Here is a 22,711-nt window from a genome sequence, read left to right as displayed (position 1 = left end):
GATTTTCCCTAACATTTTGTACAGGCAGGTGATTAATATGGCAAATAGATACGATCGACAACTAAAAATCAAACAAATTGGTACAGTTGGTCAAGAAAAATTTGAGGATTCACATGTATTGGTGATTGGAGTTGGAGGATTAGGTAGTTTTGTTTCTTCCGAATTGGTAAAGGCAGGAATTGGAGAAATTACGCTCGTAGATTTTGACGACGTTGAATTAACTAATCTCCATCGACAAAATCTTTATATTGAAAAAGATGTTGGAACAAATAAATTAGAAGCTATGAGAAATCATCTTCAACAAGCAAATAGTAATGTTAAGATTAATATTATAAATAAAAAATATTCCGTTGATATATTATCAGCAGAATATGACTTAGTTATAGATTGTACGGACAACTTTCCTATTAAATATCAAATTAATGAAGATTGCCAAAAATTGGGATTGAAGCATATTTTTGGAACTTGTGCTGCTAATCAAGGTCAGGTAATGTTTATTGATCAGAATTCAGCATGTTTAGAATGTCTCTACCCTAAAGAAACAATTGATAAACTAGGATTAAGTAAAAATATTGGTACTAATCCGATGATCGTCGCTATTACTGGCAGTTTGCAGGCATCTATGGCTCTAAAATATTTAACTAATCCTAAAAATATCGAATTTGGATCTTTAATAGTAGTAGATAATTGGAATTTTGATTTTAGAAAAATACATGTCAAGAAAAGAAAGGATTGTCCTTTGGAGGTAAGTAAATGATCGACTTTGGAATTATCACCGTAAGTGACACCAGAACAGAAGAGTCTGACAAATCTGGACTTTATATTCAAAAGGCTATGGTTGAAGCTGGAAACAATTTTGTTCAAAAATATATCGTCAAAGATGATGCCAGCCAAATAACCGCAGCATATAATAAACTACTTGTCTCATCCTGCAAATTGATTTTGGTAAATGGAGGAACTGGTATTGCAAGACGCGATGTTACAATTGATACTCTTGAGCCCAAATTTATCAAAGTCATTCCCGGATTTGGCGAATACTTTAGACAAATAAGCATTGCAGATATTGGATTAAAAGCTTTAGTATCAGGTGCTACGGCTGGAATTACCGACAGTGACCAAATTTGTTACTTATTACCAGGTTCGACCAATGCTTGTAAAACAGCCTTAGAAAAAATTATTTTACCCGATTTAAATCATTTAATTAAGGAGATCACTAAATAATGTATAAACCAGTTGATCAAAGAAATGCTATCAGTATTGATGAAGCTAGAAAAGTTATTGTCGATAATATTGAAAGTGTTTCGCTTAAAACAGAAAAAATACCGACCACTAAAGCAAATCACCGCATAATTGCTGAAGATATTGCTGCACCGCATGACTTCCCTACTTTTAGACGTTCAGGTTATGATGGTTTTGCCATGTTGCAGTCAGACTTAAAAAATCTACCCGCTAATTTAAAAGTTGTTGGTGACATCCCTGCCGGTGCAGATTTTGATCGTCCATTAGTTTCTGGCGAAGCTGTTAGAATCATGACCGGTGGCTATGTTCCCGATGGTGCAGATATTGTTGTCATGCTAGAAACAACTAAAATGATAGACAACGACACCGTTCAAATCACCGAAATTCAAAAAAAGGATAATATAACTCAAATCGGCGATTACTTTAAACAAGGTGATACTCTCTTAGCTAAAAATACCGAAATAAATCCCGGTGGAATCAGTTTATTAAGCGCCTTTGATGTTCAAGAAATCTCTGTCTATAAAAAACCTACGATTGGGATCATCACAACCGGATCTGAATTGTTAAATCCTGGTGAAAAAATCGTTAATGGAAAAATCTTTAACAGCAATGGTCCTATGATCAGAGAATTATGTACTGAAAATGGTGCCGATGTCATTAGTTATACGCAAATAAAAGATGATCCAGAGGCTTTGAAGAATGCCGTTAATGATGTCCTAGGAAAATGTGATGTCATTATTACCGATGGCGGAGTATCGGTTGGAGATTTTGATATTATTGCCGATTTGGCTAAATCATCTGAAAAATTACTATTCAACAAACTGGAAATGCGTCCCGGCAGTGTTACAACCGCCTTTATTTACGATCAAACTCTTTTCTTTGGATTATCAGGAAATCCTGGAGCATGTTTCACCGGTTTCTACCTATATGTAGAGTACGCTTTGCGACTAATGCAACATCAAGCTAGTCGTTGTCTTGAATGCCTAGGAACTTTGAACGCTGAATATACTAAAACTAATATGTACGATCGTATTCTTCGTGGACAATATAGTTTTAAAGGAAATAACATTGAAATCGGTCGTGTTGGTGGAGACGCCTCCGGTAATCTTAATAATTTACAACGTGCTACTTGTATGTTTGAGATCCCTCGCGGTAAATCAATTACTCCTAAAGGAAGTGTTTTAAAGACATGGCTCTTACCTTTCAAATAATTGGTCATAAAAAAAGTGGTAAAACGACCTTGATCGAAAATTTTTTAACCATGACTGACTATAAGTTCAGTGTTGTTAAACATACTCATCTACCCATTACTGTTTCAGATGGCAATGATACTGGCAAATTCTTTAAAAACTCGGACGATGTATTGTTGTTGAATAATGAACAGGCCATTCATTATCAAAGAAATTTGTCTTTGACTGAACTAGAAAACATTCAAATAATGCAACAAGAAACTTCCGCTGATTTTATTATTATTGAAGGAATAAAAGAATTAAATTTTCCCAAACTAGTTTTATTAAAACCTGCTGAAACTAAAGCCGATTTTAATAATGTGACTAATATCAAATCTTTTATTTCCATTCAAAAAAACAATTTGGCGATGGATATTGAAAATCTAGATGATAGAAAAGAATTTATAAATAAATTTTTAAAGGATTTAAAAAATGACAGATAGTCTCATATTGGCTGGTGGTAAATCTACTCGATTCAATAGTGATAAAGCACTCGCTCATTTTAACGATTTAATTATTCCTAATGTCAAATACACAGCTAACTTGACTATTCCATATGTAGATCAATGTTTTATTTCAACTAATGCCAATAATTATCAAACAATTAAGAAACTTTTTAGTAAACAAGTCGTTATTCAAGATGTTGAACCACTGATCGATTGTGGACCAATGTCTGCTTTATGGTCCTATTTTAAAATAACTAAAAAAAATGCCGCTGATCTCTTAGTAATCGCCACAGACTATATTATTGACGAATCAGCAATTGATTGTTTATCTAAAAACGTTGGCTATATCGAAATTAAGCGTGTTCCCTACTACACTTGTTGCCATTTGAAGATTAAACTTGAACTATTGGAAAAATATATCCGTCAAAAAAATTATCGTTGGCGCAGCTTGTTAAACGAAGCCAATTGCCAAGAAATTCAGTTTAACGGTAATGTTAAAAATATTAATTATCCGGAGGATCTAAAATGAAATCAAAAGACGATATGAGTAATGGTGACTTTCAAAAATTGTTAGCTATCGGCTTAAATGATTTAAGTATTCAACGTACCTTACTAGAAAATGAGATTCAACATCAGCGTGATGATCTAAGAACACTTGAACAAGATCAAGCTATTGAAAAATTAGAGCGTAATATTATGTTAATAAAAAAGGATTATGAACATTTTAAAGAATTTTCTGATCCTACCTTTGATAAATCAGAAGCTACTTATGATGTAGACTAAAAAATACTTTTAACGCCAAAAGGAGCCGTGACTTGCGTCACGACCCCTTTTTTGTATTGCGATTATTCTTTAATTGAAACGCGTTCCATAAGGCAGGGACCTCCGCTTAGCTACGAACATCGAACAATTGAAAGTACACAATTATTCGATGTCCTAGGCTATGCTCAGTCTCTAATCGCCTTATGACACGCTCTCTTCCTACGGCTAGCTTTTAATTATCGACTTACTAATAATATCGAATTCTTCTTGACTTGCTTGCCAAAGTTTTTTCAATGGCGGAAATTTACGATCATATTCTTCTACAAGACTTAGATCAATTTCTAGTGCCGGACTTTCCTGATAAGACCAAGTATGGTCCTCTAAAATCTTAGGTACTAATTCTTTAACCAACATCGCCGTATAATAAGTTTCATCCATTGAAACATGATACTTATAACAACCTTCAAAACCACGACTAACATAATTACTTGGCATCCCAAAAATCACAATTGCCTCATAATTTAATTGTTTAGCAATCGTAAAAGACTTTTCAAGTAATAACTTACTGTATCCAAGACGTTGAAATTGTGGTCGAATGCAGACAGGCCCGAATGTCAGAATAGTTTTTTCATTGCCTTGTTCATCAGTCAATTTAGCTTTTGTATACATGACATTACCTATTATCTGACCGTCTTTTTCTAAGACCAAATCTAATTCAGGAATAAAGTCACTATGTGTCCGAATTGTATGTGCCAAATAATGTTCAGCACATCCCGGTACATACAAATTCCAAAAAGATTCTCGGATCATTTCCTCAACGATTTGATAATCGGCAGGTGTTTCAGTTCTAATGATAATATTATTGTTTAAATTCAAAATATCTTCCTCCTAATTTAACTACTTAAGGAAGGTTTGAAAATTTTCTTTGTTGCAAACCTTCCGGCTATGCAACAATGTCCAGTCTATTATTTGTCATATTTAATACTCCTTAAATTTCATTATTAATGATTATAACATACAAAAAAATCCCGGTATTCCGGGATTTTTTAAAACTTATTAATATGCACGGGCAATCCAAACTGTATACTTAGCAGGTTTGCCGCTGACAATATCTACTTTCTTTTCCATTGGTGGATTGAAAGGAATATTTCTAGTTGTGAATCCAGTTTCTTCTTTGATCTTTGCTTCTGTTTCTTCTGTTCCGTCCCAACCGATCAAGACAAATCCAGGAGTTTCATTAGCTTCTTTCTTTGTTTCAATATGTTTCTTAAGATCATCTAGTGTATCGATATCATAATACTCATTTGCCTTATTACGTGCACGAGCTGACTCTAGAAGACGTTTTTGCATAATGTCTAATTCATTGGCAATCTTATCTTCAATACCATCTAATGCAACGGATTCCTTATCATCAAGATCACGCATCTTAATAACTGCAGAATCATTCTTCAAATCACGTGGTCCAAATTCAACGTGCATTGGAACACCTTTTTGTTCCCAATCATTGAACTTGTAACCAGGTGAAGCATCAGTATCATCGATTTGAACTCGAATATCTTTAGCCTTAAGACTTTCTTCTAGGGCAGTAAGTTTTTCCATAATTTCAGGATTCTTTTGCCATGGTCCAACTGGGATCAAAACAACTTGTGTAGGAGCAATTGCTGGAGGCAATACTAAACCATTTTCATCACCATGTTCCATGATCATAGCACCAATTAAACGTGTTGAAATTCCCCATGATGTTGTGAAAACATACTTCATTTGATTATCTTTATCAAGATATTTAATATCAAATGATTTCGCAAAGTTATTTCCAAGATAATGTGATGTACCAGCTTGAACAGCCTTTCCATCGCGCATCATTGATTCTGCTGAATACGTATCGACCGCACCAGCAAAACGTTCTGAAGGAGTCTTTTGACCCTTATAAACTGGAATATCCAAGAAGTTTTCAATTAAATCAGTATATGCATCAAGCACACTTAAAGTTCTCTTACGAGCATCTTCTTCTGAAATATGGGCAGTATGTCCTTCTTGCCATAGAAATTCCGAAGTTCTCATGAAAGGTAGTGTTTTCTTTTCCCAACGGAAAACATTAGCCCATTGGTTAATTTCATAAGGTAAATCACGATATGATTGAATCCAATCACTAAAAGCATTACCGATCATTGTCTCTGAAGTAGGACGTAAAGCGTAAGGTTCCTCAAGCTTTTCATTACCAACCTCAGTTACCCAAGGAAGTTCTGGTGCAAATCCTTCAATATGTTCCTCTTCTTTTTCAAAGAAGTGTTTTGGGATCAACATTGGGAAGTATGCATTTCTGATCTTTTGAGTCTTCAAATAATCGTTAAATCTTTGTTGAATTCTTTCCCAAAGTTCATACCCATCTGGCTTGAAAATAATGCAGCCTCGAACTGGTGAATATGACATTAAATCAGCATTCTGAATAGTTTGAATATACCATTTTGAAAAATCTGTTTTTTGTAAATCTGACATTTTACATCCTCCTAAATTTATAGAAAATAAAAAAGCTGCTCCATCCTAAAAGGACGAAACAGCTTCCGTGGTACCACCTTAATTAATCTTTGTTATAAAGATTCACTCAAATCATTAACGCCGATATGCGTATCGTCATTACAACGATAAAGTCAAATTGGTAGGTTCGTAAATGACTTCGATACCTGATTCTCAGCATAACAGGCTCTCTTTGATCGGTCGAATTTACTAATGATCCAAATGTTAATTCATGACACAACGATATTATTTATAATTCAGTTTGTCAAGTGACTAATTTATTTAATTAGATAATCGTTTCTGAATAATTGACATCTTTACCATGTTTTTTAACCGATAAATCAATTTCATTATTCTTATTTTTTGAATCTAAATTAACATTGGCAGTTGAATTAGATCCAAACAGATTATTAACAATTTTGCCAACTGTTTTATCTTCATTTTGAATAGAAATATCCCAATCTATTTGAGATTCTCGATTCAAAAATCCTTGGTTATCAAAGAAAACTTGACTATTTTTAGCGTATTTATCTTTGGACTGATAATGAACAATACTCTTGGCTCTTGTCAAAATTTCAACGAATGGCTGTACGATATTTGACTCATCACCAACAGTGATCGAAGTTTGCTTAAAGGTAACTTGGCTATCCTCTTCTGCCACGATCAAGATGTGACTCACCATCGGATTCTTAACCGTACTATCTTGAATTATTTGGGCAACTATTGGCTGATCTATTTTGATCCCTTTAGGAATATATAGGAATATTCCTGAATTTATCATCGCTAAATGATAACGCGTTAAATTTGATTCATCATAATTAATAACTTTATCCATAAAGTATCTTTGAATTAAGCGGGGATGCTCACGTAAAGCTGTAAAAATATCAGTTAATACTACCCCCTTGTCATCTAATTCATCAGGAAGTTCATTCTTAATAATTTTTTGTCCTAACTGAACAACCTTTATCCCAGGTTCATCAGTAATTTTGGCTAAATCCTTATTCGATCTTTTAAAATTAAGTTTATCAATTTCAAATCCTGCTGGCAGACTAGTGATTGATTTTGCAGCATTTAATCTTCGATCAACCATCCAATGTGATTCACCATGATCATTTGCGGCCATCTCAATATCTTCCAGAACTTCTTCTTTCATAAGATCCTCCCTCGAATAAAATAAATATTCATCATATATATAATATATACCGTTTTCATCAGAAAAATACAGATAATAAACAAATTAATTGAGCATTTTGCTTATGTACAAAGTGTTGAAATTATTGCATAATATGCTTAAAAGTTAATTATTTCACTAATAGATATTTTTTATTTATTTTTGGAATATTTATATTCAAGGAGCGTGAATCATAGATGCAGCTTATTTCTGAACAATCAATTAATAAAAGCTATTACGTAAAAGATCTTGATTATTTAGATGATCAAACAAAACAAAGATTACATAGTCTGGGTATTCACGTTGGAAGTCAAATGACAATTATGAGATTTCTTCCCTTTCATGGGCCTGTAATAGTTGAAATAGATCATCAAAAAATTGGCCTTCGTTATGCAGTATTTAAGCTCTTGATGGGAGGGATCGATCAATGACAACTGTTGCACTCATGGGAAATCCCAACACTGGCAAAACTACCCTTTTCAATCAATTGACCGATTCGTACGCATATGTTGGTAATTGGACCGGCGTCACCGTTGAAAAAAAGATGGGAAGTATCAAACATACTAAAATCGTTGTTGTTGATCTTCCAGGAATTTATTCTTTAAATCCAATCACTAAGGATGAATCCGTTGCCATTAATTACCTTCTAGAAAATGATACTGATATTATTTTAAATGTCACTAATGCCAATCAATTAAAACGCAACTTATTACTTTCAATTGAGTTACTTGAATTTGGCAAGCCCGTCATCATCGCATTAAACATGATCGATGATCTCAAGCGGACAGGTGTTTATTACGATATTCAAACACTTGAAAAAAGACTTGGCTGTATCGTAAAAACTACCAACGCTAGAAATCACGATGGAATAGAACAACTACGTGACAAATTAAAAAACAGTCCTGTAGATGAGTTCCCTACGGCAAATCTTAAATTAGATTATCCAAAAGAAATAAAAAAAGAATTAAATCTCGCAACTACAAAATTAGTCAAAAATTATCAAGTTTCAGAAAAATTTGCCACTTGGCTAACGATTCAGTTCATGAACAAAAACAAAATTGTTCGACAATTTGCTTCACATAATAATTTTAAACCACTATTAGAAAAAGCAGATTTGTTTGATAAAGAAAAATTTGAAGAAAAAATTTTCCAAACTCGACTAAATTTTATTGAGGAAACTTTGACGTCTGCCAGAGAAAACGTTTCATCTTCAAGTAATATTCAAATGACTTCTAAAATCGATAAAGTTGTTACTAATCCAATCTTAGGATTACCAATTTTTGTTGCCATTTTTTATTTAATGTTCAAATTATCATTTGATTGGATCGGGACCCCATTATCTGATCAGCTAAACGCCTTTTTATCAGGGCCAATTTCAAATTATTCCAATACTTTTCTTAAAAGTATCGGTGCAATGCCCTTCTTACGTTCATTGATCGTTGATGGGATAATAGCTGGTGTCGGTGGTGTTTTAACTTTTATTCCGCAAATAATGGTCTTATTTGCCTGTATATCAATATTAGAAGATTCGGGATACATGGCTCGAGCTGCATTAGTGACTGATCGAGTTATGCAAGCTATTGGACTAAACGGTAAAGCCTTTATTCCCTTGATCATTGGCTTTGGATGTAACGTTACTGGAATCATGGCAGCCAGAACTATTGAACAGCCAAAAGAGCGGTTAATTACCACCTTGATCTCTCCTTTTATGAGTTGTTCAGCTAGATTACCAATATATAGTCTTTTTGTAGCTGCCTTCTTTCCCAAAAATCAAGCCTTAATAGTTTTATCAATTTATTTTCTAGGTATTATAGTCGCCTTAGCTATGGCAAAATTTTATCAACTAATTTTCCACGTCAAAGAAAATACCGTCTTTATCGTTGAATTACCACAATACCATTTACCAAGGTTTGACATTATCTGGCGTGGTACTTGGGATAAAAGTAAAGGATTTGTTAGAAAAGCCGGAACGATCATTTTTGCCGGAACTGTTTTAATTTGGCTACTTTCTAACTTTGGACCTAGTGGTTTTGTTACTAATATCGATAAGAGCTTTTCAGCGATGTTGGGCCAGTTTTTACTACCACTTTTCGTTCCTATCGGGATAACTTCTTGGGAGGCCATTAGTGCTCTATTCACTGGTATTTTGGCTAAAGAAGTTATTAGTTCAAGTATGATGGTTCTCTTCCACACAACTAGCCAGACAACCTTGATTGCTACTTTTGGGCAACTGTTCACACCTATTTCGGCCTACGCTCTTTTAGTCTTTATTCTGTTATACGTACCTTGTTTTGCTACGATCGGTACTATTAAATCAGAAACAGGCTCCACTAAATGGGCAGTCTATTCAGTATTTTCTAGTATCTTAATTGCCTATGCTTTGTCATTTGTTATCTTCCAAGTTGGATCATTATTCATGTAAAGGAGAAAAAAGATGTCACTATTAACAAACTTAATTATTGCCTCTGTCATTATTGGTTTTGCCGGATATGAAATTTACAAAGTTGCTCAAAAATCCAAAAAAGGTAAATGTGCAGCTTGTGATTATAAATGTGAGGCCAAAATGATGGCTGAACGTGCCAAACGACAAAACGGATAAATATAATAATAAAGATAGGCCATTTCCCTAATATTAGAGAGATGGCCTATTTGTTATACTTTGGTCAATGAAGAACTTATCAAACTTTAAAGGAGGCCGTCAAAGTGGATAAATTAACACATTTCAACGACCAAAATAGGGCTAAAATGGTCGATGTCACAGATAAAGACGTGACCTCAAGAATCGCCCAGGCAACCGGAAAAATAACAATGCATCCTGAAACCTTAAACCGCATTCATGAAGGAAAAATAAAAAAAGGTGACGTTTTAGCGGTAGCACAAATAGCTGGTATCATGGCAGCTAAACAGACTAGTCAAATGATACCCATGTGTCACCTAATTCCTTTGACAGGTGTTGATATAAAGTTTACTGACAATGATCAGGATACGATAACTATAACAACTATTGTTAAAACTAAACATGTAACTGGTGTTGAAATTGAAGCATTACTTGCCGCCCAAACAGCTTTATTAACTATTTATGATATGTGTAAAGCAATTGATCGCGGTATGGTTATTACTGATGTTCACTTAGTAGAAAAAGACGGCGGTAAAAGTGGACACTTCGTTTATCAGGAACAATAATGATCGGAATTGCTTTAAATTCTAATAAAACCTCAATTTCAAAACTCCGCATTACCGCTAATAAACTCCTACTAGTTTCAACAAATGTTGTGATTGTTACTAACGACAAACAAGTTGAAAGTATTTTTGGTGAGCACCCAAATATTTCAGTAATTTCTCAACAAAAACCGTTTACTAATAAAAATCAACTCGGTGAGATTTATGCCGCTAGCTCAATATATCCTGATAAAACTGACTTTATAACACTCTCAACTGAATATGATCAACTAAGACCTTCAATTCTGACCACCTTAGTTAATAATTCAAACTGTTACGCAGCAACGATCGATCACAGTTACTATCAAATTAGTCATTTCAATATCAGTAATCCTGACTTATCTCAATACTTACATCTGGATGATCTTGATTTGAAACAATTCATAACTCAAGAAATGCAGTGTTTGCCACTTACTTTTAGCAGTGGTGATATGTTTTAATATATAAATATCCTTATTTAATATTCCATAAGTAAATAAAAATCATAAAAATTTGTTTTATAATCTGTTATATTAATTCAATAATGTTATTATTAGGAGGTGCAAGACGTGAATCCAGAACAGTTGAACAGTCCAAACGACTTTCAAACAATCGTCAATAAAATTTATCAAAATGAACAATTTGATTTTGTAGGAATTGCCCTTCAATCTTCAGAGGCACCTCATTCTATCAAATGGGATTTTGTAGCTGGTAATACTAATGAAAGATTCAGAAAAATCGTCTTGAGAAGTGGTATTGGGATTGCCGGACTAGTTGTTAGAACTGGTAAACCTTTTTGGGATAATAATTTGAACCATTACGAATTTTCCGATGAAATGTATACCCCTATTGCTAAAACTGAATCACTACGATCGGCCGTTGCAATTCCGATTATTTCACCTTTAACTAATCTAGTACGAGGGGTGTTATTAGCAGGATATCGTTCAAATAAAATAAAAATTTCAGGACAAACAGCCCTGACCCTTTCTCAATACCTGTAATTCAGTTATTTGAGGAGGGGTATTTTTTTGCTTGAAACAACACGGTGGATAAATAATTATTTCAATGATTCTACCGATGCAATTATGATATTTAAAGATGATGAGTTGATCCTTAGTAACCAAATTGCCAAAGATCTGCAAAATGAATTAGAGTTAAATCCACAATACTTAGTCGAAGTTGCCGACTCATCAGTTAAACAAAAATTTTCTCCAACTGATAATTGCTTTAGTTGTATTATTCAAAACAAAATGAAGGAAATCTCAATTCCAATAACTTTAGCAAAGAACATGCCCCATCCCCTTAATTATTTCATGATTTACAATGTCATAGATCAAAACGAAAAAGTTTTCTCTTTAACTTTAAAAAATCGTGGAACGATCGATCGAATGGATCAATTGGCTCAGCAAAGAAAATTAACACAATATGTAAATAGAGCCCATGAAAAAGAGCGCAAAAGAATTTCAGAAGATCTGCATGACAGTATTGCTCAAGGTGTTTATTCAGCAATAATGGGTGTAAGAAGATTGGAAAATAACCACTTCACAGCTGAAGAGATCAAGGAATTAACGACTGTCATTGAATCACAACTAAACGATACCTTAACAGAGGTCAAAGAAATGGCACTTGATATACGACCTTCTGTTTTAGATAACTTTGGACTACTAGCAGCTCTAAAAGTTTTAGCTAAGAGATTAGAGGAAAACTCTGGTGTAACGATCAATGTTGCCGGGAATGCTAATACTGAACATCTATCTGATGATATCCAAAGTGTCTTATATCGCATAACACAAGAGTCCATAAATAATGCTTTAAAACATGCTAATGCCGATGAAATAACGGTTCTACTAGTAGCTCATAACCATTACATTACTTTAGAGATAATGGATGATGGTGATGGTTTTGATGTTCCAAAGTATCAGCACTTTAATGGTAAGTCGATGGGACTGATGAATATGAATGAACGAGTTAAAACATTTAACGGTGCATTTAAAATGGAGTCTAAGTCCGGTGAAGGGACTACTATTACCGTAAAATTTCCAGTAGCTTAGAGGGGGAAAATATGTATAACGTTTTAATTGCAGATGACCATGCAATTGTTAGATCCGGCTTATCTTTTTTAGTCAATCAACAAGCTAATTTTAAAGTTGTCGATGAAGAAGCAAATGGAACTGACACTTATTTAAGAGTTGAACAAGGTGGAATTGATATTTTAATTATGGATCTTAGTATGCCCCCTGGTGAAAGTGGACTTATAACTACTAAACGCATTCATGAACATTGTCCGGATGTAAGGATCTTAATTTTATCCATGCATGAAGAGCAAGAATATATCAATAAAGCGATTCATAATGGTGCAATGTCATATGTCTTAAAAAGTTCATCTGATGAGGAATTATTAAAAGCACTCAAGTCACTTTCAAATGGTGAAAATTACATTGATCAAAATATTAAAATAACCAAATCAGATATCCAGCAAATCAACTCAGACGGTGTTGACGTTGATCTTGAGGGATATAACGGATTATCAAAACGTGAAAAAGAAATATTTCCGTTAATTGCTTTAGGATATTCCAATAAAGAAATAGCCAGTCAAATGTTTATTTCAACAAAAACTGTCGAGGCTCATAAAGCAAGTATAATTCGCAAGTTAGATCTTGATTCAAGAACGGATTTAGTTCGATACGCAATTCATCATCATCTAATTGAATTTTAAGAGTGGGACAAAACATGTTCAGCTTTCGAGCATTAAGGCAAATAGACCCAGTAATCTGATTGATTACTGGGTCTATTTGTTTTAAGTGGAAAAAATAGTTTTGTTCCAGACTATTATTATTTATTCAAAGTTTCATATTGTTTTTTTAAAGCTGCTAATCTAACTTCAACGACCTGATTATTATTTATACGCCCAAAAGCAAGCGTTTCATTCATTAACTGGTCGATCAAATCTCTTGGTTTGCCTTCACTGATGGCATTTTGTGTTTCCAATAATTTTAATCTTGGTAAATAATATGTGACATGATATTCAGAACATAATTTAACACCTAATTTAACTAAATTATCACTGACTCTAAAGTCATTTTGTTGAGCATGATATTCTGCTGTAAAGAAAATCAAGGTCAATATTCTTAAATAGTAATTGTCTTTATCTTCTTCATCAGGATTTGAGTTTTGACGATATTCATCGATGAATTGGCAAATTTTATCAAAATAAAAGTCGGCCTTACTAAATTGTTTTTTCCGAGAGTACATTATTCCTGATCCAACATAAGCTAGTTGCGTAAAAATTGTTTCATGCTCATCATCTAAATCATCTAGGATCTGCGAAAAATCAAAGAGAACATCAACTGGCTGCTGATTTGTTAGCGCATTCAATAATCCCCTTAAATAGTAAAATTGAGTTTTAAGCGGTGCAAATTCAATTTTTTCGGGATCAATTTCGTCTAACAACTTGATAACTTCCTGATAATCCTCCATCATCAATTTCTTCTCGGCGGTATCTAGTAAATCATGAAGTCTAGAAGTATTGGCCGTAGAACTTTGGTATAGATCATCAACGATTAGACCCAAACGAACACACAGTTTATTCAAGATCGATAACGATGGTACACGACCGTTATTCTCAAATTTACTGAGTGTTGCTTGAGTACATATTCCTTCACAAAGTTTTACTTGTGATAATTTAAGTTGTTTCCGACGTTTTATGAATACATCAATATTTATTTCTTTCACTATTATTTCTCCAAAATCTGCCTACAAGTGTCGACAATTTATCAACCTGAAAAAACTTTATTACTATAATTATAATATTATAAAATAAGTAACTTTTACAGGGTTAAACCTGCTTTATAAGAATTTTCTTACTGATAAACCTTGTAATAACAGCTTTATCCGCCTATTTGACTCATATGTCGCCAAGTTGGGGCTTTATCTATGATCTTATCTGCCTCATCCATGGCCATTTCATGATTTAAAGGTTTATTATCTAATGATTTTTGAATCAAACGACGAAATTCTTTTTTGTCAGGGATCGCCTTACGAATATCGATCTCTTCATTCCAGTACAAACAAGCCTTGACATAGCCGTCAGCAGTAATACGCATACGATTACAATTTTCACAGAATTTAGCGCTGATCGGATGGATCAATCCAAAACTGCCCTTAAATCCAGAAATTTGATAATTGTCCGATGGACCATTTCCCTTCAACTCAATTGGGTCATATTTAAAGTCATTTTCTTCACATATTTTAAAAACATTATCTAATCCAACATACTCTTTTTTCCACATTTTGATTGGATTACCAATTGGCATAAATTCAATGAATCGGACATTCACATTATGATTTCTCGTATATTCTAGAAAATCTAAAACTTCGTCATCATTTTGACCTTTGATCAGCACTACATTAAGTTTGATCTTTCTGAAGTTGAGTTCACTAGCAGCCTCAATTCCTTCTAGCACCTGATCGATACTTCCACCACGAGTTATTTCATTGTATCTATCTGGTTTAAAAGTATCTAAACTTATATTTAATCGGTCAAGTCCAGCTTCTTTTAGTGCCTTGGCTTTTTTAGCCAAAAATAATCCATTAGTAGTTATGGAAACATCCTCAATTCCATCAACGTCTTTGATGCGTCGAATAATATCAACCACATCAGTTCTTAATAATGGTTCTCCACCTGTGATTCTAACTTTTGATACACCCATTTCAGAAAAATTCTCAATCAATTTAACAATTTCATCCTGGGATAACACTTTATCTGTTGGGAAAAACGGGAGTCCCTCTTTTGGCATGCAATAAACGCAACGCAAATTGCATCTATCAGTAATTGAAAGACGAACATAATCATGTAATCGACCGTAACTATCATATAATTTTTCCATATTTATCCCTCGCTATCTTGTTTATATTATTTCAAAAGTAAGCATCAAAATGAATTGGTTAAATCCCTAATAAAAAGAATTTAATAATATCTGAACTTAAAAAATGGTCTGGAACAAAACATAATTTTTTCCACTTAAAATAAACAGGCCCAGTAATCCAAAATCGGATTACTGGACCTGTCTTAATGCTCGAAAGCTGAACATGTTTCTTTTAAAATTGTACTCGTAAATCCCCTAAGCCAATGGAACTCCACACATAACCACCAGTTCTGGCTATTTTGGTTAATTCAGAAAGGCTCTGACCTATTTTAGGACCAAAACTTTCTCTTTTATGAGTTAAAATATACAAACTAAACCCATTAACCATTTTTGTTGCGACAATTTGTGCATTTACTCCCTTATCAAGGGCTGTTGCTGCCTTTAAAGCTAAATCCAAGAGTTCTTGATCACGATTATTATCTTTGAGATCCTGATACATTTCATCAATGATCGCAAAAGTTCTATTTTCTAAATTGTCAGCCATAAAGTATCCCCTCCAAGAGTAATTATACTATTTGGGATGACTAACTTGTTATTCATGATCTTGACGCATCGTCAACTGAATACGATTGCGGTCCTTATCAACGCTCAATACCCAGACAGTCACAATATCTCCAATTGTAACTACCGTACTTGGATCACTGACATATCGATCGGCCAATTGTGAAATATGGACTAATCCGTCTTGTTTTACGCCAATATCAACAAAAGCACCAAAGTCGATTACATTTCGAACCGTTCCTTGCAGTTCCATACCTGGTTTAAGATCATCCATACTTAACACATCTTGTCTAAGAAGCGGTGCGGGCATACTGTCACGAAGATCTCGTCCTGGTTTACTTAGCCCGTCAATAATATCAGACAGCGTCTGTTCACCAATATTTAGCTTTTGAGACCATTCACTTTTATTTAACTTCATCAAGCTTTGATGGATTTCAGTAGTACCGATTTTTTCATTAGACATCCCGATCCCAGTTAATAATTTGCGTGTTGCTGCATAACTTTCCGGATGAATATCAGTATTATCTAATGGATCATTTCCAGAGATAATCCTCAAAAATCCAACTGATTGCTGATAGGCTTTTGGTCCTAATCTTGGAACTAATTTTAAAGATTTCCGATCATTAAAGGTCCCATTATCATTTCGAAAATTAACGATGTTTTTAGCTGTAGTTTTAGTTAATCCTGAAATATGAGTTAATAATTCCGGGCTTGCTGTATTAACGTTTACCCCGACTTGATTCACAGCCGTTTCTACCACTCGATCTAGTTGTTCATCTAAATCCTTTTCAGGAACATCATGTTGATACTGTCCTACACCAATTGCTTTAGGATCGACTTTGATCAATTCAGCTAATGGATCTTGCAATCTGCGTCCAATACTAATTGCTGAACGTTCCTCTACATGAAGATCACCAAACTCTTTTCGGGCATTTTCACTTGCTGAATAAACTGAAGCACCTGCCTCATTAACAATTACATAATAAACTGGACGTTTCAAAGTTTTTAAAATACCACTGACAAATTCTTCTGATTCTCGGCTAGCAGTTCCATTACCGATAGCAATCATCTCAACTTGATAGTCTTCGAGTAATTTTTCAAACTCGGTGCTAGCAGCTGCTCTTTTCTCTTTATTTGCTGGTTTATGAGGATATATCACTTGCTTGGTCAAAAAGCGTCCGTTAGCATCCACAATTGCTAATTTACATCCCGTACGATAAGCGGGATCAAAGCCCATGACAACTTTGCCTTTCAATGGCGACATCATCAAGAGATGATATAAATTATTCCCAAAAACTTTGATTGCATGTTCATTAGCTTGATCAGATAGCTTACGACGAATTTCTCTTTCAATAGCTGGTCCCAAAAATCGTTTATACGAGTCTAAAAAGGCCTCTTCTACTTTTTTAACAGCTGGACCCTTTTTTTGACCTATTATTTTTGAATATCCATATTTAAAAATAATATCAGTATCAACTGAGACACCAACAGTTAATATTTTTTCACGTTCACCACGATTGATCGCTAAAATACGATATGGAGGGATCTGTTTCAATGATTGTTGAAAGTCATAATATGTTTCATATGTTTGACCTTCATCTTTTTCTTTGGCGCCACGTTTTACTTTGCTGGTTAGCTCACCGTTTTGAAATGTATAACCTCTGATCCATTCACGAAAACTAGCTTTTTCACTGAATTTCTCGGCTAAGATCTCATGAACTCCAGCCCAGACTGATTCTAAATCAGCTAAATTTTTATTAGGATCTATGAATGACGTTGCTTTATTATTCAAGTTTTCAGCTGGAAAACTCAATAACCAATTTGCTAAGGGTTCTAGTCCAGATTCTTTGGCAATACTAGCCTTAGTTTGCTTTTTCTGCTTATACGGAAGATACAGATCTTCTACTTGTTGTAAAACTGTTGCATGTTCAAGCTGTTCTTTTAACTTAGGAGTTAATTTACCCTGCTCTTGGATCAAATTAATTACATCTTCACGACGTTGATCTAATTTCATTAATCGATGTGCTTCATCTTCAATTTCACGAATAGAAACTTCGTCCAAAGTACCGGTACGTTCCTTTCGATAACGGGCAATAAAGGGCACAGTATTATCTTCATCCAACAATTCCAAAACTGCTTTAATTTGCTGAAATTTGTACTGATTTAATTGTTGTTGAACAGGTTTGACAAAATCAATTAAATCTTTTTTTGATTTATTTACTACCATGTTATCCTCCAGTTTTAATCAAGTTGCTTATTTGTAGTTAAACGACGCTAGCAATTATACCATGTATCTAGTTAAAGAGAGTAAAAACAAAAAGACCTAGCAACCCGATTTTTGGATTACTAGGTCTACTCGATATTTTTCTAACTAAGCATTCTTCGTCTTAGTAAAAGTTACTATTGCGGTTGAAGAAATCAACAACAAAGCACCTAAAATAATATTAGTTGTAATTTGTATTGGGAAGAAGAAGTATGAATAAATTATAACTACTATTGGTCCTAAAGCACGGACAATATTAGCCTTCCCTGCAGTAATAAATTTCAAACTTGTATAGAACAATAATAATGATAAAAATCCATTAAAGAAAGCTCCAAAAAAGTTAAATGTGACAGCTTTAGCTTGGATACCTGAGAAAGTTCCTGGAGCAAACAATGCATAGATCAAAAGCATAGCTGCAGAAACTAAATGATTATAAAATAAAACATTCCCTGGATTATTATCTTCAACTAAATATTTAGCAATTATATTATTGATTGCGTACATCAATGGATAAATAAAGGCACAAAGAATTCCCCAAACATTATCGATCTGGATTCGTCCTTGAGAAACAAAGATCGATCCAGCAATACATAAGACAATTGCTAAATAATCTAACTTGGTCAATTTTTCTTTTAAGAATACGTAAGACAACACAAATACGTAAACTAAATAAATACGTGCGATCAATGTAACTGTAACGGGACTCAATAGCGATAAGGCCACATATTGTAAAATAACCCCGACTGCATTTGATAATCCTAAAAAGATCACCCATTTATTTTTTATAATAGAAAAATCATGATACATAATAAAAACTAAAATCAAATTCAGAATTGCCGCAAAGACACTAGTTAATAAGGCACCTAAAATAGGATTTAAACTAACCAATGAAAATTTGTTTAATACTGGACTAATACTACTGAACAATAGAGAAATTAAATTAAGCTCAACTCCTAAAAGTTGAGCTTTTTTGTTTGAAGCCGACTTCATTAAGCAATCTCCTCAACAGTAAATGGTTTGCTGCTTAGAGCTTCTTGGATTTTAGTTAAATCCATATTACCAGTTAGAGTTAAAGTCATTTTGTCCATATCTTTCTCCTGCTTTTCAACTCCAGGTATATCTTTAATCATTTCTGCGATATGTACTGGACACTTCTCGCAATGTAAACCGCTAATTAAAATTTTCTTTGACATAATATTCCCTCCATATATCAATTTTATTACTTTTTTATCATAACAGATGGACAATTTCTTTTAACTTAGGAATTTTACTAATTTTTTATTATTTTGATTTTCGGTAAACTATAATTAAATAGGAATGGAGAATCAATTATGACAATTAATGTGACTATGGAAGAATCTATTTATCAATTACTAAAAGATGTTGATCGCAATTACTTCACTTCAAATCGACAATTAAATAAAACATCAATGTTATATAAAACAGTTGAAGAAGTTCAAAATAGTGATTGGTTTGAAAATCTTAAAATTGAGGCTATTGAAAATTACTCTTTAGCAACAGTAACTCTTAAAGATGCAACCTTAACAAATGAAGGTCAAAAAAAATTACAAGAATTAAAAGTTAAATACGATGTAGATAAGGATAATAAATAAATGGATATTAATGATTTAAAAAAACAAATAAATGATCGTTTTGAAAATTCACCGATTCAATCTTCAGCCTTTTATGCTGACCCAGAGGATCATCTGGATAATCAAAAAAAATTACGTGTAACTTTAAAGTCGTTCACAGAGACACAAAATATTACAACTCCTTTTGCACTGCAAATAATGGCAACTCATTCAGATATTACAATTATGCCTTTAGGATTACTCGACTTGAATGAACTGAAAGAATGGGAAGACAAACAACGTCAAAAAAGTGGCGTAACTTTCGGTACGACTGATAAAAAAGAAGGAACTCCCCTCGTTGTGAAATTTGATTCTCATGTTAAAGACGAAGAATCAGATAAACAAATTTTAAATACTTATACTGATGATCTGTTCAATCACTTTCATGATACTTTTAACAAAGTCATTTGGCCTGTTGTTATGAAATATTTGAACGAAAATCAAACCATTCTTTATAATCTTGAAAAAAAACTCGTTGAAGAAAAAGATGAAATAAAAGAAAACACCTTAAATCAATTAAAATCTCTTTCAAAAGAAGATATTAAAGAAAAAATCGGCATTGATCTCAAAGAATCACAATGGGAGCATTATTCAAACTACATTGCTGATATGAGCCAAGTAAATTCAATTATCGTTTCTGCAAGTACCTTCACTAAAGATCAAATCTTAAAAGGTAAAGTCTTCACTCAAATGATGAATATTGCTCAACTAAGAAATACTTTCTTTTGGATACTAGATAACACCTATAACGAAATAATCTTCTTTTATATTCAAGCCTATGGTGCAACCGATGCTAATCTAAAAAAGCATTTACACTCTATTCGCAAAAATCTTGCAACTAATATGCGTAATGCGGCATGGAAACGTTGTAATGATATCATCGAGGATCAAAAGAAATTTGAATCTCAAAAATTCTTTACAGAAGTATTTTTACCTATCGCTGAAAATCTAGAAGTAGAAATCGATAAATTTAAATAAAGGGAGTAAAAATTAATGGAATCTCCTTTCCAACAATTTCCAAAATTGAATCCTAAATTGATCAATTTAGAAGATTATATGTTGAGATTGATCGAATTAAATAAAAATGACATTATCAATGAAGCTAAGGGATATCTACACTCAGGCAGATTTTTACACGCGGCATTCTTTTATTTGTTTGCTGGTTTCGGAGATGCAGATAAATTACGTGAAAATTCGCTTCAATCTGCCGCTGCTGCTGCTCAAATGTTCTATATTAGAAACGAATTAATGAGAAAACATCAAGCCGGACCAGATGCGATCAATTTAAATTTTATGGTCGAATATTTTTCTGACTTGATCGACGTTGAATTCAGAAAATGTTCAGCTGACGATGATGACCTTCAAGGTAAAATTGATGCTGTTCAAGAAATCACAACTAATCAATTATTAGCTGATGAAGAAATGATCAAGCCAGTTGAAGACATTGCCGAATATATTAAACGAGTTGAAGCTCGTTCAGCTGTCATGTTTGAATTTGCCTGTCGTTTTGGTGCACAGGCCGCGCATGCTTCAGATGTATTAATTGATTCTGCAGGTGAAATTGGCAGAACAATTGGTATCGCCTATCAAATTAAAAGTGAAATATTTGATTTAATTGGCATCAATACTTCTGAAAATGAATTTGGACCTCTATACATGCTACAAAACGGTGAATTTACCTTACCAGTAATTTTTGCGATCGGAAAAAATGGTAATGACTTCATGAACAAGATTGCCGAGGCCGGACGTACCGGAGATAAAGCCTTAGCTGAAACGGCTGAACAAGTAATAGATAGTGGCGTTGACGCCGCTCAAGTTATGGTCAAAGAATATAAGGATCAGGCAATTTTTGATATCAACATGTTGCCAGAAATACCTGAAAAAGAAAGTTTAAAAAAGCTAGTTAATATGTTGCTTTAAAACATTAAAAAAACGGGAGCAAATAGACAAAAAAGTCTGTTTACTCCCGTTTTAGTCTGTAAAAAATTTTAAATCAAATTACTCAATACGTTTAATACGCCCTCGTCATTATTTGAGTCAGTAATATGATCAACCTGTGCTTTCATTTTATCTGAAGCATTATCGACAACATAACCATATGGTGTCAATTTCAACATACTTAAATCATTTTCATTATCTCCAAAAGTCATGATCTCATCATCTGCTATATTGTATCTATTTTGAAATTCTCTTAACCCTGCAGCCTTATTAACTGAATTTTCACTGATCAATTCCGTGTTATATCCAGATGTCTGACTAGATAAACCAATTGGCAAAGCCTGACGAAGATCAGTGATCACCTTTTTAAAATTAACACCAGCATCAAACGTTATTCCAATACTTGTAACCTGATCTTGTAAAATTTGTGGAGTGACCTTTGGTAAATTGTCCACTCGTTTTAAATGATTATAATAGCGATACGTTAAATCAAAAGCTTCTTTTGAAATACTTTGATCAACATAAGCTGACTTTACGCCAACGACTAAATGTTCAGCAATATCTGTTGCTTTAAACTGATGATTAATAATATCCAAAGTAGCTTTAACTGATTCTTCTGGGATAGCCTGAATTAAAAGTGGTTCCCCATTGCTATAAACAGCAGCTCCATTTTGAGAAACAAAATCCATCTCCGACTTAAATTCATCAAATTGATTTAATAAACGTTGATATTGTGAACCGCTGGCCGCAACTACTCGAATATTTTTAGAACGTAATTTACTTAAAATCTCTCCAAAACGTTGATGATTGTATCCATTTTGATCATTTAGGAAAGTTCCATCCATGTCAAAAGCAACTAATTTAATGGTCATAACTTCTTCTCCTTCAAATATA

General features: G+C 33.5%; 27 protein-coding genes and 1 other annotated feature. Of the genes, 17 read left to right on the top strand and 10 right to left on the bottom strand.

Annotation, left to right across the window (positions count from 1 at the left end; translation table 11 throughout):
- Window positions 1–37 precede the first annotated feature (37 nt).
- Genes EKM77_RS01010 through EKM77_RS00985 form a run of 6 tightly spaced genes read left to right on the top strand, consistent with a single transcriptional unit; the run spans window position 38 to window position 3,697 of the window.
- Window positions 38–757: a HesA/MoeB/ThiF family protein gene (locus EKM77_RS01010; protein WP_125591753.1), complete on the top strand. Its 720-nt coding sequence runs from the start codon at window positions 38–40 to the stop codon at window positions 755–757.
- Window positions 754–1,221 carry a MogA/MoaB family molybdenum cofactor biosynthesis protein gene (locus EKM77_RS01005; RefSeq protein WP_125591751.1) on the top strand — a complete coding sequence of 156 codons (468 nt, stop codon included), beginning with the start codon at window positions 754–756 and terminating at the stop codon, window positions 1,219–1,221. Before EKM77_RS01010 ends, EKM77_RS01005 begins: the two co-directional genes overlap by 4 nt.
- Entirely contained in the window at window positions 1,221–2,450 is a 1,230-nt protein-coding gene (locus EKM77_RS01000; RefSeq protein ID WP_125591749.1) for a molybdopterin molybdotransferase MoeA, read from the top strand. The genes EKM77_RS01005 and EKM77_RS01000 overlap by 1 nt, the downstream gene beginning before the upstream one ends.
- Complete coding sequence (locus tag EKM77_RS00995; RefSeq protein WP_125591747.1) at window positions 2,429–2,911, top strand: molybdopterin-guanine dinucleotide biosynthesis protein MobB; 483 nt, start codon at window positions 2,429–2,431, stop codon at window positions 2,909–2,911. The genes EKM77_RS01000 and EKM77_RS00995 overlap by 22 nt, the downstream gene beginning before the upstream one ends.
- Window positions 2,901–3,443: an NTP transferase domain-containing protein gene (locus EKM77_RS00990; RefSeq protein WP_125591745.1), complete on the top strand. Its 543-nt coding sequence runs from the start codon at window positions 2,901–2,903 to the stop codon at window positions 3,441–3,443. Before EKM77_RS00995 ends, EKM77_RS00990 begins: the two co-directional genes overlap by 11 nt.
- Window positions 3,440–3,697 (top strand): hypothetical protein, encoded by a 258-nt coding sequence (locus EKM77_RS00985; protein ID WP_125591743.1) that lies wholly within the window; start codon window positions 3,440–3,442, stop codon window positions 3,695–3,697. The genes EKM77_RS00990 and EKM77_RS00985 overlap by 4 nt, the downstream gene beginning before the upstream one ends.
- A 204-nt stretch (window positions 3,698–3,901) precedes the next feature.
- Here EKM77_RS00985 and EKM77_RS00980 read toward each other — a convergent pair whose 3' ends face one another.
- The 3 genes from EKM77_RS00980 to EKM77_RS00970 form a co-directional block, all read right to left on the bottom strand.
- A complete protein-coding gene (locus EKM77_RS00980; RefSeq protein WP_125592698.1) occupies window positions 3,902–4,486 on the bottom strand; it encodes a GNAT family N-acetyltransferase in 585 nt (194 codons plus the stop codon).
- 246 nt (window positions 4,487–4,732) lie between these two features.
- The gene (gene proS / locus EKM77_RS00975) at window positions 4,733–6,172 is read right to left on the bottom strand and encodes a proline--tRNA ligase (RefSeq protein ID WP_125591741.1); all 1,440 of its coding nucleotides are present in this window, start codon (window positions 6,170–6,172) and stop codon (window positions 4,733–4,735) included.
- 46 nt (window positions 6,173–6,218) lie between these two features.
- Window positions 6,219–6,426: a binding site (T-box leader), on the bottom strand.
- A gap of 50 nt (window positions 6,427–6,476) precedes the next feature.
- Complete coding sequence (locus tag EKM77_RS00970; protein ID WP_125591739.1) at window positions 6,477–7,343, bottom strand: SufD family Fe-S cluster assembly protein; 867 nt, start codon at window positions 7,341–7,343, stop codon at window positions 6,477–6,479.
- A gap of 215 nt (window positions 7,344–7,558) precedes the next feature.
- Between EKM77_RS00970 and EKM77_RS00965 the strand changes: the two genes are divergently transcribed.
- The 8 genes from EKM77_RS00965 (at window position 7,559) to EKM77_RS00930 (ending at window position 13,275) form a co-directional block, all read left to right on the top strand.
- Window positions 7,559–7,792, top strand: coding sequence for a FeoA family protein (locus tag EKM77_RS00965; RefSeq protein ID WP_125591737.1), 234 nt, complete (start codon window positions 7,559–7,561; stop codon window positions 7,790–7,792).
- Window positions 7,789–9,783 (top strand): ferrous iron transport protein B, encoded by a 1,995-nt coding sequence (gene feoB / locus EKM77_RS00960; protein ID WP_125591735.1) that lies wholly within the window; start codon window positions 7,789–7,791, stop codon window positions 9,781–9,783. The genes EKM77_RS00965 and feoB overlap by 4 nt, the downstream gene beginning before the upstream one ends.
- A 12-nt stretch (window positions 9,784–9,795) precedes the next feature.
- Window positions 9,796–9,960 (top strand): FeoB-associated Cys-rich membrane protein, encoded by a 165-nt coding sequence (locus EKM77_RS00955; protein ID WP_125591733.1) that lies wholly within the window; start codon window positions 9,796–9,798, stop codon window positions 9,958–9,960.
- A gap of 104 nt (window positions 9,961–10,064) precedes the next feature.
- Window positions 10,065–10,544 (top strand): cyclic pyranopterin monophosphate synthase MoaC, encoded by a 480-nt coding sequence (moaC, locus tag EKM77_RS00950; RefSeq protein WP_125591731.1) that lies wholly within the window; start codon window positions 10,065–10,067, stop codon window positions 10,542–10,544.
- A complete protein-coding gene (locus EKM77_RS00945) occupies window positions 10,544–11,020 on the top strand; it encodes a hypothetical protein (RefSeq protein ID WP_125591729.1) in 477 nt (158 codons plus the stop codon). The genes moaC and EKM77_RS00945 overlap by 1 nt, the downstream gene beginning before the upstream one ends.
- Before the next feature lie 108 nt (window positions 11,021–11,128).
- Complete coding sequence (locus EKM77_RS00940; RefSeq protein ID WP_125591727.1) at window positions 11,129–11,560, top strand: GAF domain-containing protein; 432 nt, start codon at window positions 11,129–11,131, stop codon at window positions 11,558–11,560.
- A 27-nt stretch (window positions 11,561–11,587) separates the two neighbouring features.
- Window positions 11,588–12,610 (top strand): sensor histidine kinase, encoded by a 1,023-nt coding sequence (locus EKM77_RS00935; RefSeq protein ID WP_125591725.1) that lies wholly within the window; start codon window positions 11,588–11,590, stop codon window positions 12,608–12,610.
- Window positions 12,611–12,621: 11 nt separating this feature from the next.
- Entirely contained in the window at window positions 12,622–13,275 is a 654-nt protein-coding gene (locus EKM77_RS00930) for a response regulator (RefSeq protein WP_125591723.1), read from the top strand.
- Window positions 13,276–13,391: 116 nt separating this feature from the next.
- On the opposite strand, the gene EKM77_RS00925 is transcribed toward EKM77_RS00930, so the two are convergent.
- The 6 genes from EKM77_RS00925 to EKM77_RS00900 all read right to left on the bottom strand — a co-directional run bounded on the left by EKM77_RS00925 (window position 13,392) and on the right by EKM77_RS00900 (window position 19,441).
- Window positions 13,392–14,282 carry a helix-turn-helix domain-containing protein gene (locus tag EKM77_RS00925; protein WP_125592697.1) on the bottom strand — a complete coding sequence of 297 codons (891 nt, stop codon included), beginning with the start codon at window positions 14,280–14,282 and terminating at the stop codon, window positions 13,392–13,394.
- Between the two features lie 164 nt (window positions 14,283–14,446).
- A complete protein-coding gene (gene moaA / locus EKM77_RS00920; RefSeq protein WP_125591721.1) occupies window positions 14,447–15,445 on the bottom strand; it encodes a GTP 3',8-cyclase MoaA in 999 nt (332 codons plus the stop codon).
- A 211-nt stretch (window positions 15,446–15,656) separates the two neighbouring features.
- Entirely contained in the window at window positions 15,657–15,968 is a 312-nt protein-coding gene (locus tag EKM77_RS00915) for a bacteriocin immunity protein (RefSeq protein ID WP_125591719.1), read from the bottom strand.
- 48 nt (window positions 15,969–16,016) lie between these two features.
- Window positions 16,017–18,212, bottom strand: a complete 2,196-nt coding sequence (locus EKM77_RS00910; RefSeq protein ID WP_125591717.1) for a Tex family protein — start codon at window positions 18,210–18,212, stop codon at window positions 16,017–16,019.
- A 144-nt stretch (window positions 18,213–18,356) separates the two neighbouring features.
- Window positions 18,357–19,238, bottom strand: a complete 882-nt coding sequence (locus EKM77_RS00905) for a DMT family transporter (RefSeq protein WP_125591715.1) — start codon at window positions 19,236–19,238, stop codon at window positions 18,357–18,359.
- Window positions 19,238–19,441, bottom strand: a complete 204-nt coding sequence (locus tag EKM77_RS00900; protein ID WP_125591713.1) for a heavy-metal-associated domain-containing protein — start codon at window positions 19,439–19,441, stop codon at window positions 19,238–19,240. Before EKM77_RS00900 ends, EKM77_RS00905 begins: the two co-directional genes overlap by 1 nt.
- 138 nt (window positions 19,442–19,579) lie before the next feature.
- Here EKM77_RS00900 and EKM77_RS00895 point away from each other — a divergent pair, with 138 nt between their 5' ends.
- The 3 genes from EKM77_RS00895 to EKM77_RS00885 are packed head-to-tail and all read left to right on the top strand — an operon-like array spanning window position 19,580 to window position 21,799.
- Complete coding sequence (locus EKM77_RS00895; RefSeq protein ID WP_125591711.1) at window positions 19,580–19,861, top strand: hypothetical protein; 282 nt, start codon at window positions 19,580–19,582, stop codon at window positions 19,859–19,861.
- Window positions 19,862–20,857, top strand: a complete 996-nt coding sequence (locus EKM77_RS00890) for a hypothetical protein (protein ID WP_125591709.1) — start codon at window positions 19,862–19,864, stop codon at window positions 20,855–20,857.
- A 15-nt stretch (window positions 20,858–20,872) separates the two neighbouring features.
- Window positions 20,873–21,799, top strand: a complete 927-nt coding sequence (locus EKM77_RS00885; RefSeq protein ID WP_125591707.1) for a polyprenyl synthetase family protein — start codon at window positions 20,873–20,875, stop codon at window positions 21,797–21,799.
- A gap of 68 nt (window positions 21,800–21,867) precedes the next feature.
- On the opposite strand, the gene EKM77_RS00880 is transcribed toward EKM77_RS00885, so the two are convergent.
- A complete protein-coding gene (locus EKM77_RS00880) occupies window positions 21,868–22,689 on the bottom strand; it encodes a Cof-type HAD-IIB family hydrolase (protein WP_125591705.1) in 822 nt (273 codons plus the stop codon).
- Between the last annotated feature and the right edge of the window lie 22 nt (window positions 22,690–22,711).

The sequence above is a fragment of the Companilactobacillus baiquanensis genome, assembly GCF_003946605.1.
GTDB classification, from domain to species: domain Bacteria; phylum Bacillota; class Bacilli; order Lactobacillales; family Lactobacillaceae; genus Companilactobacillus; species Companilactobacillus baiquanensis.
Note: the sequence above shows the minus strand (reverse complement) of the source record. Positions and strands in the feature narration are given on the sequence as shown.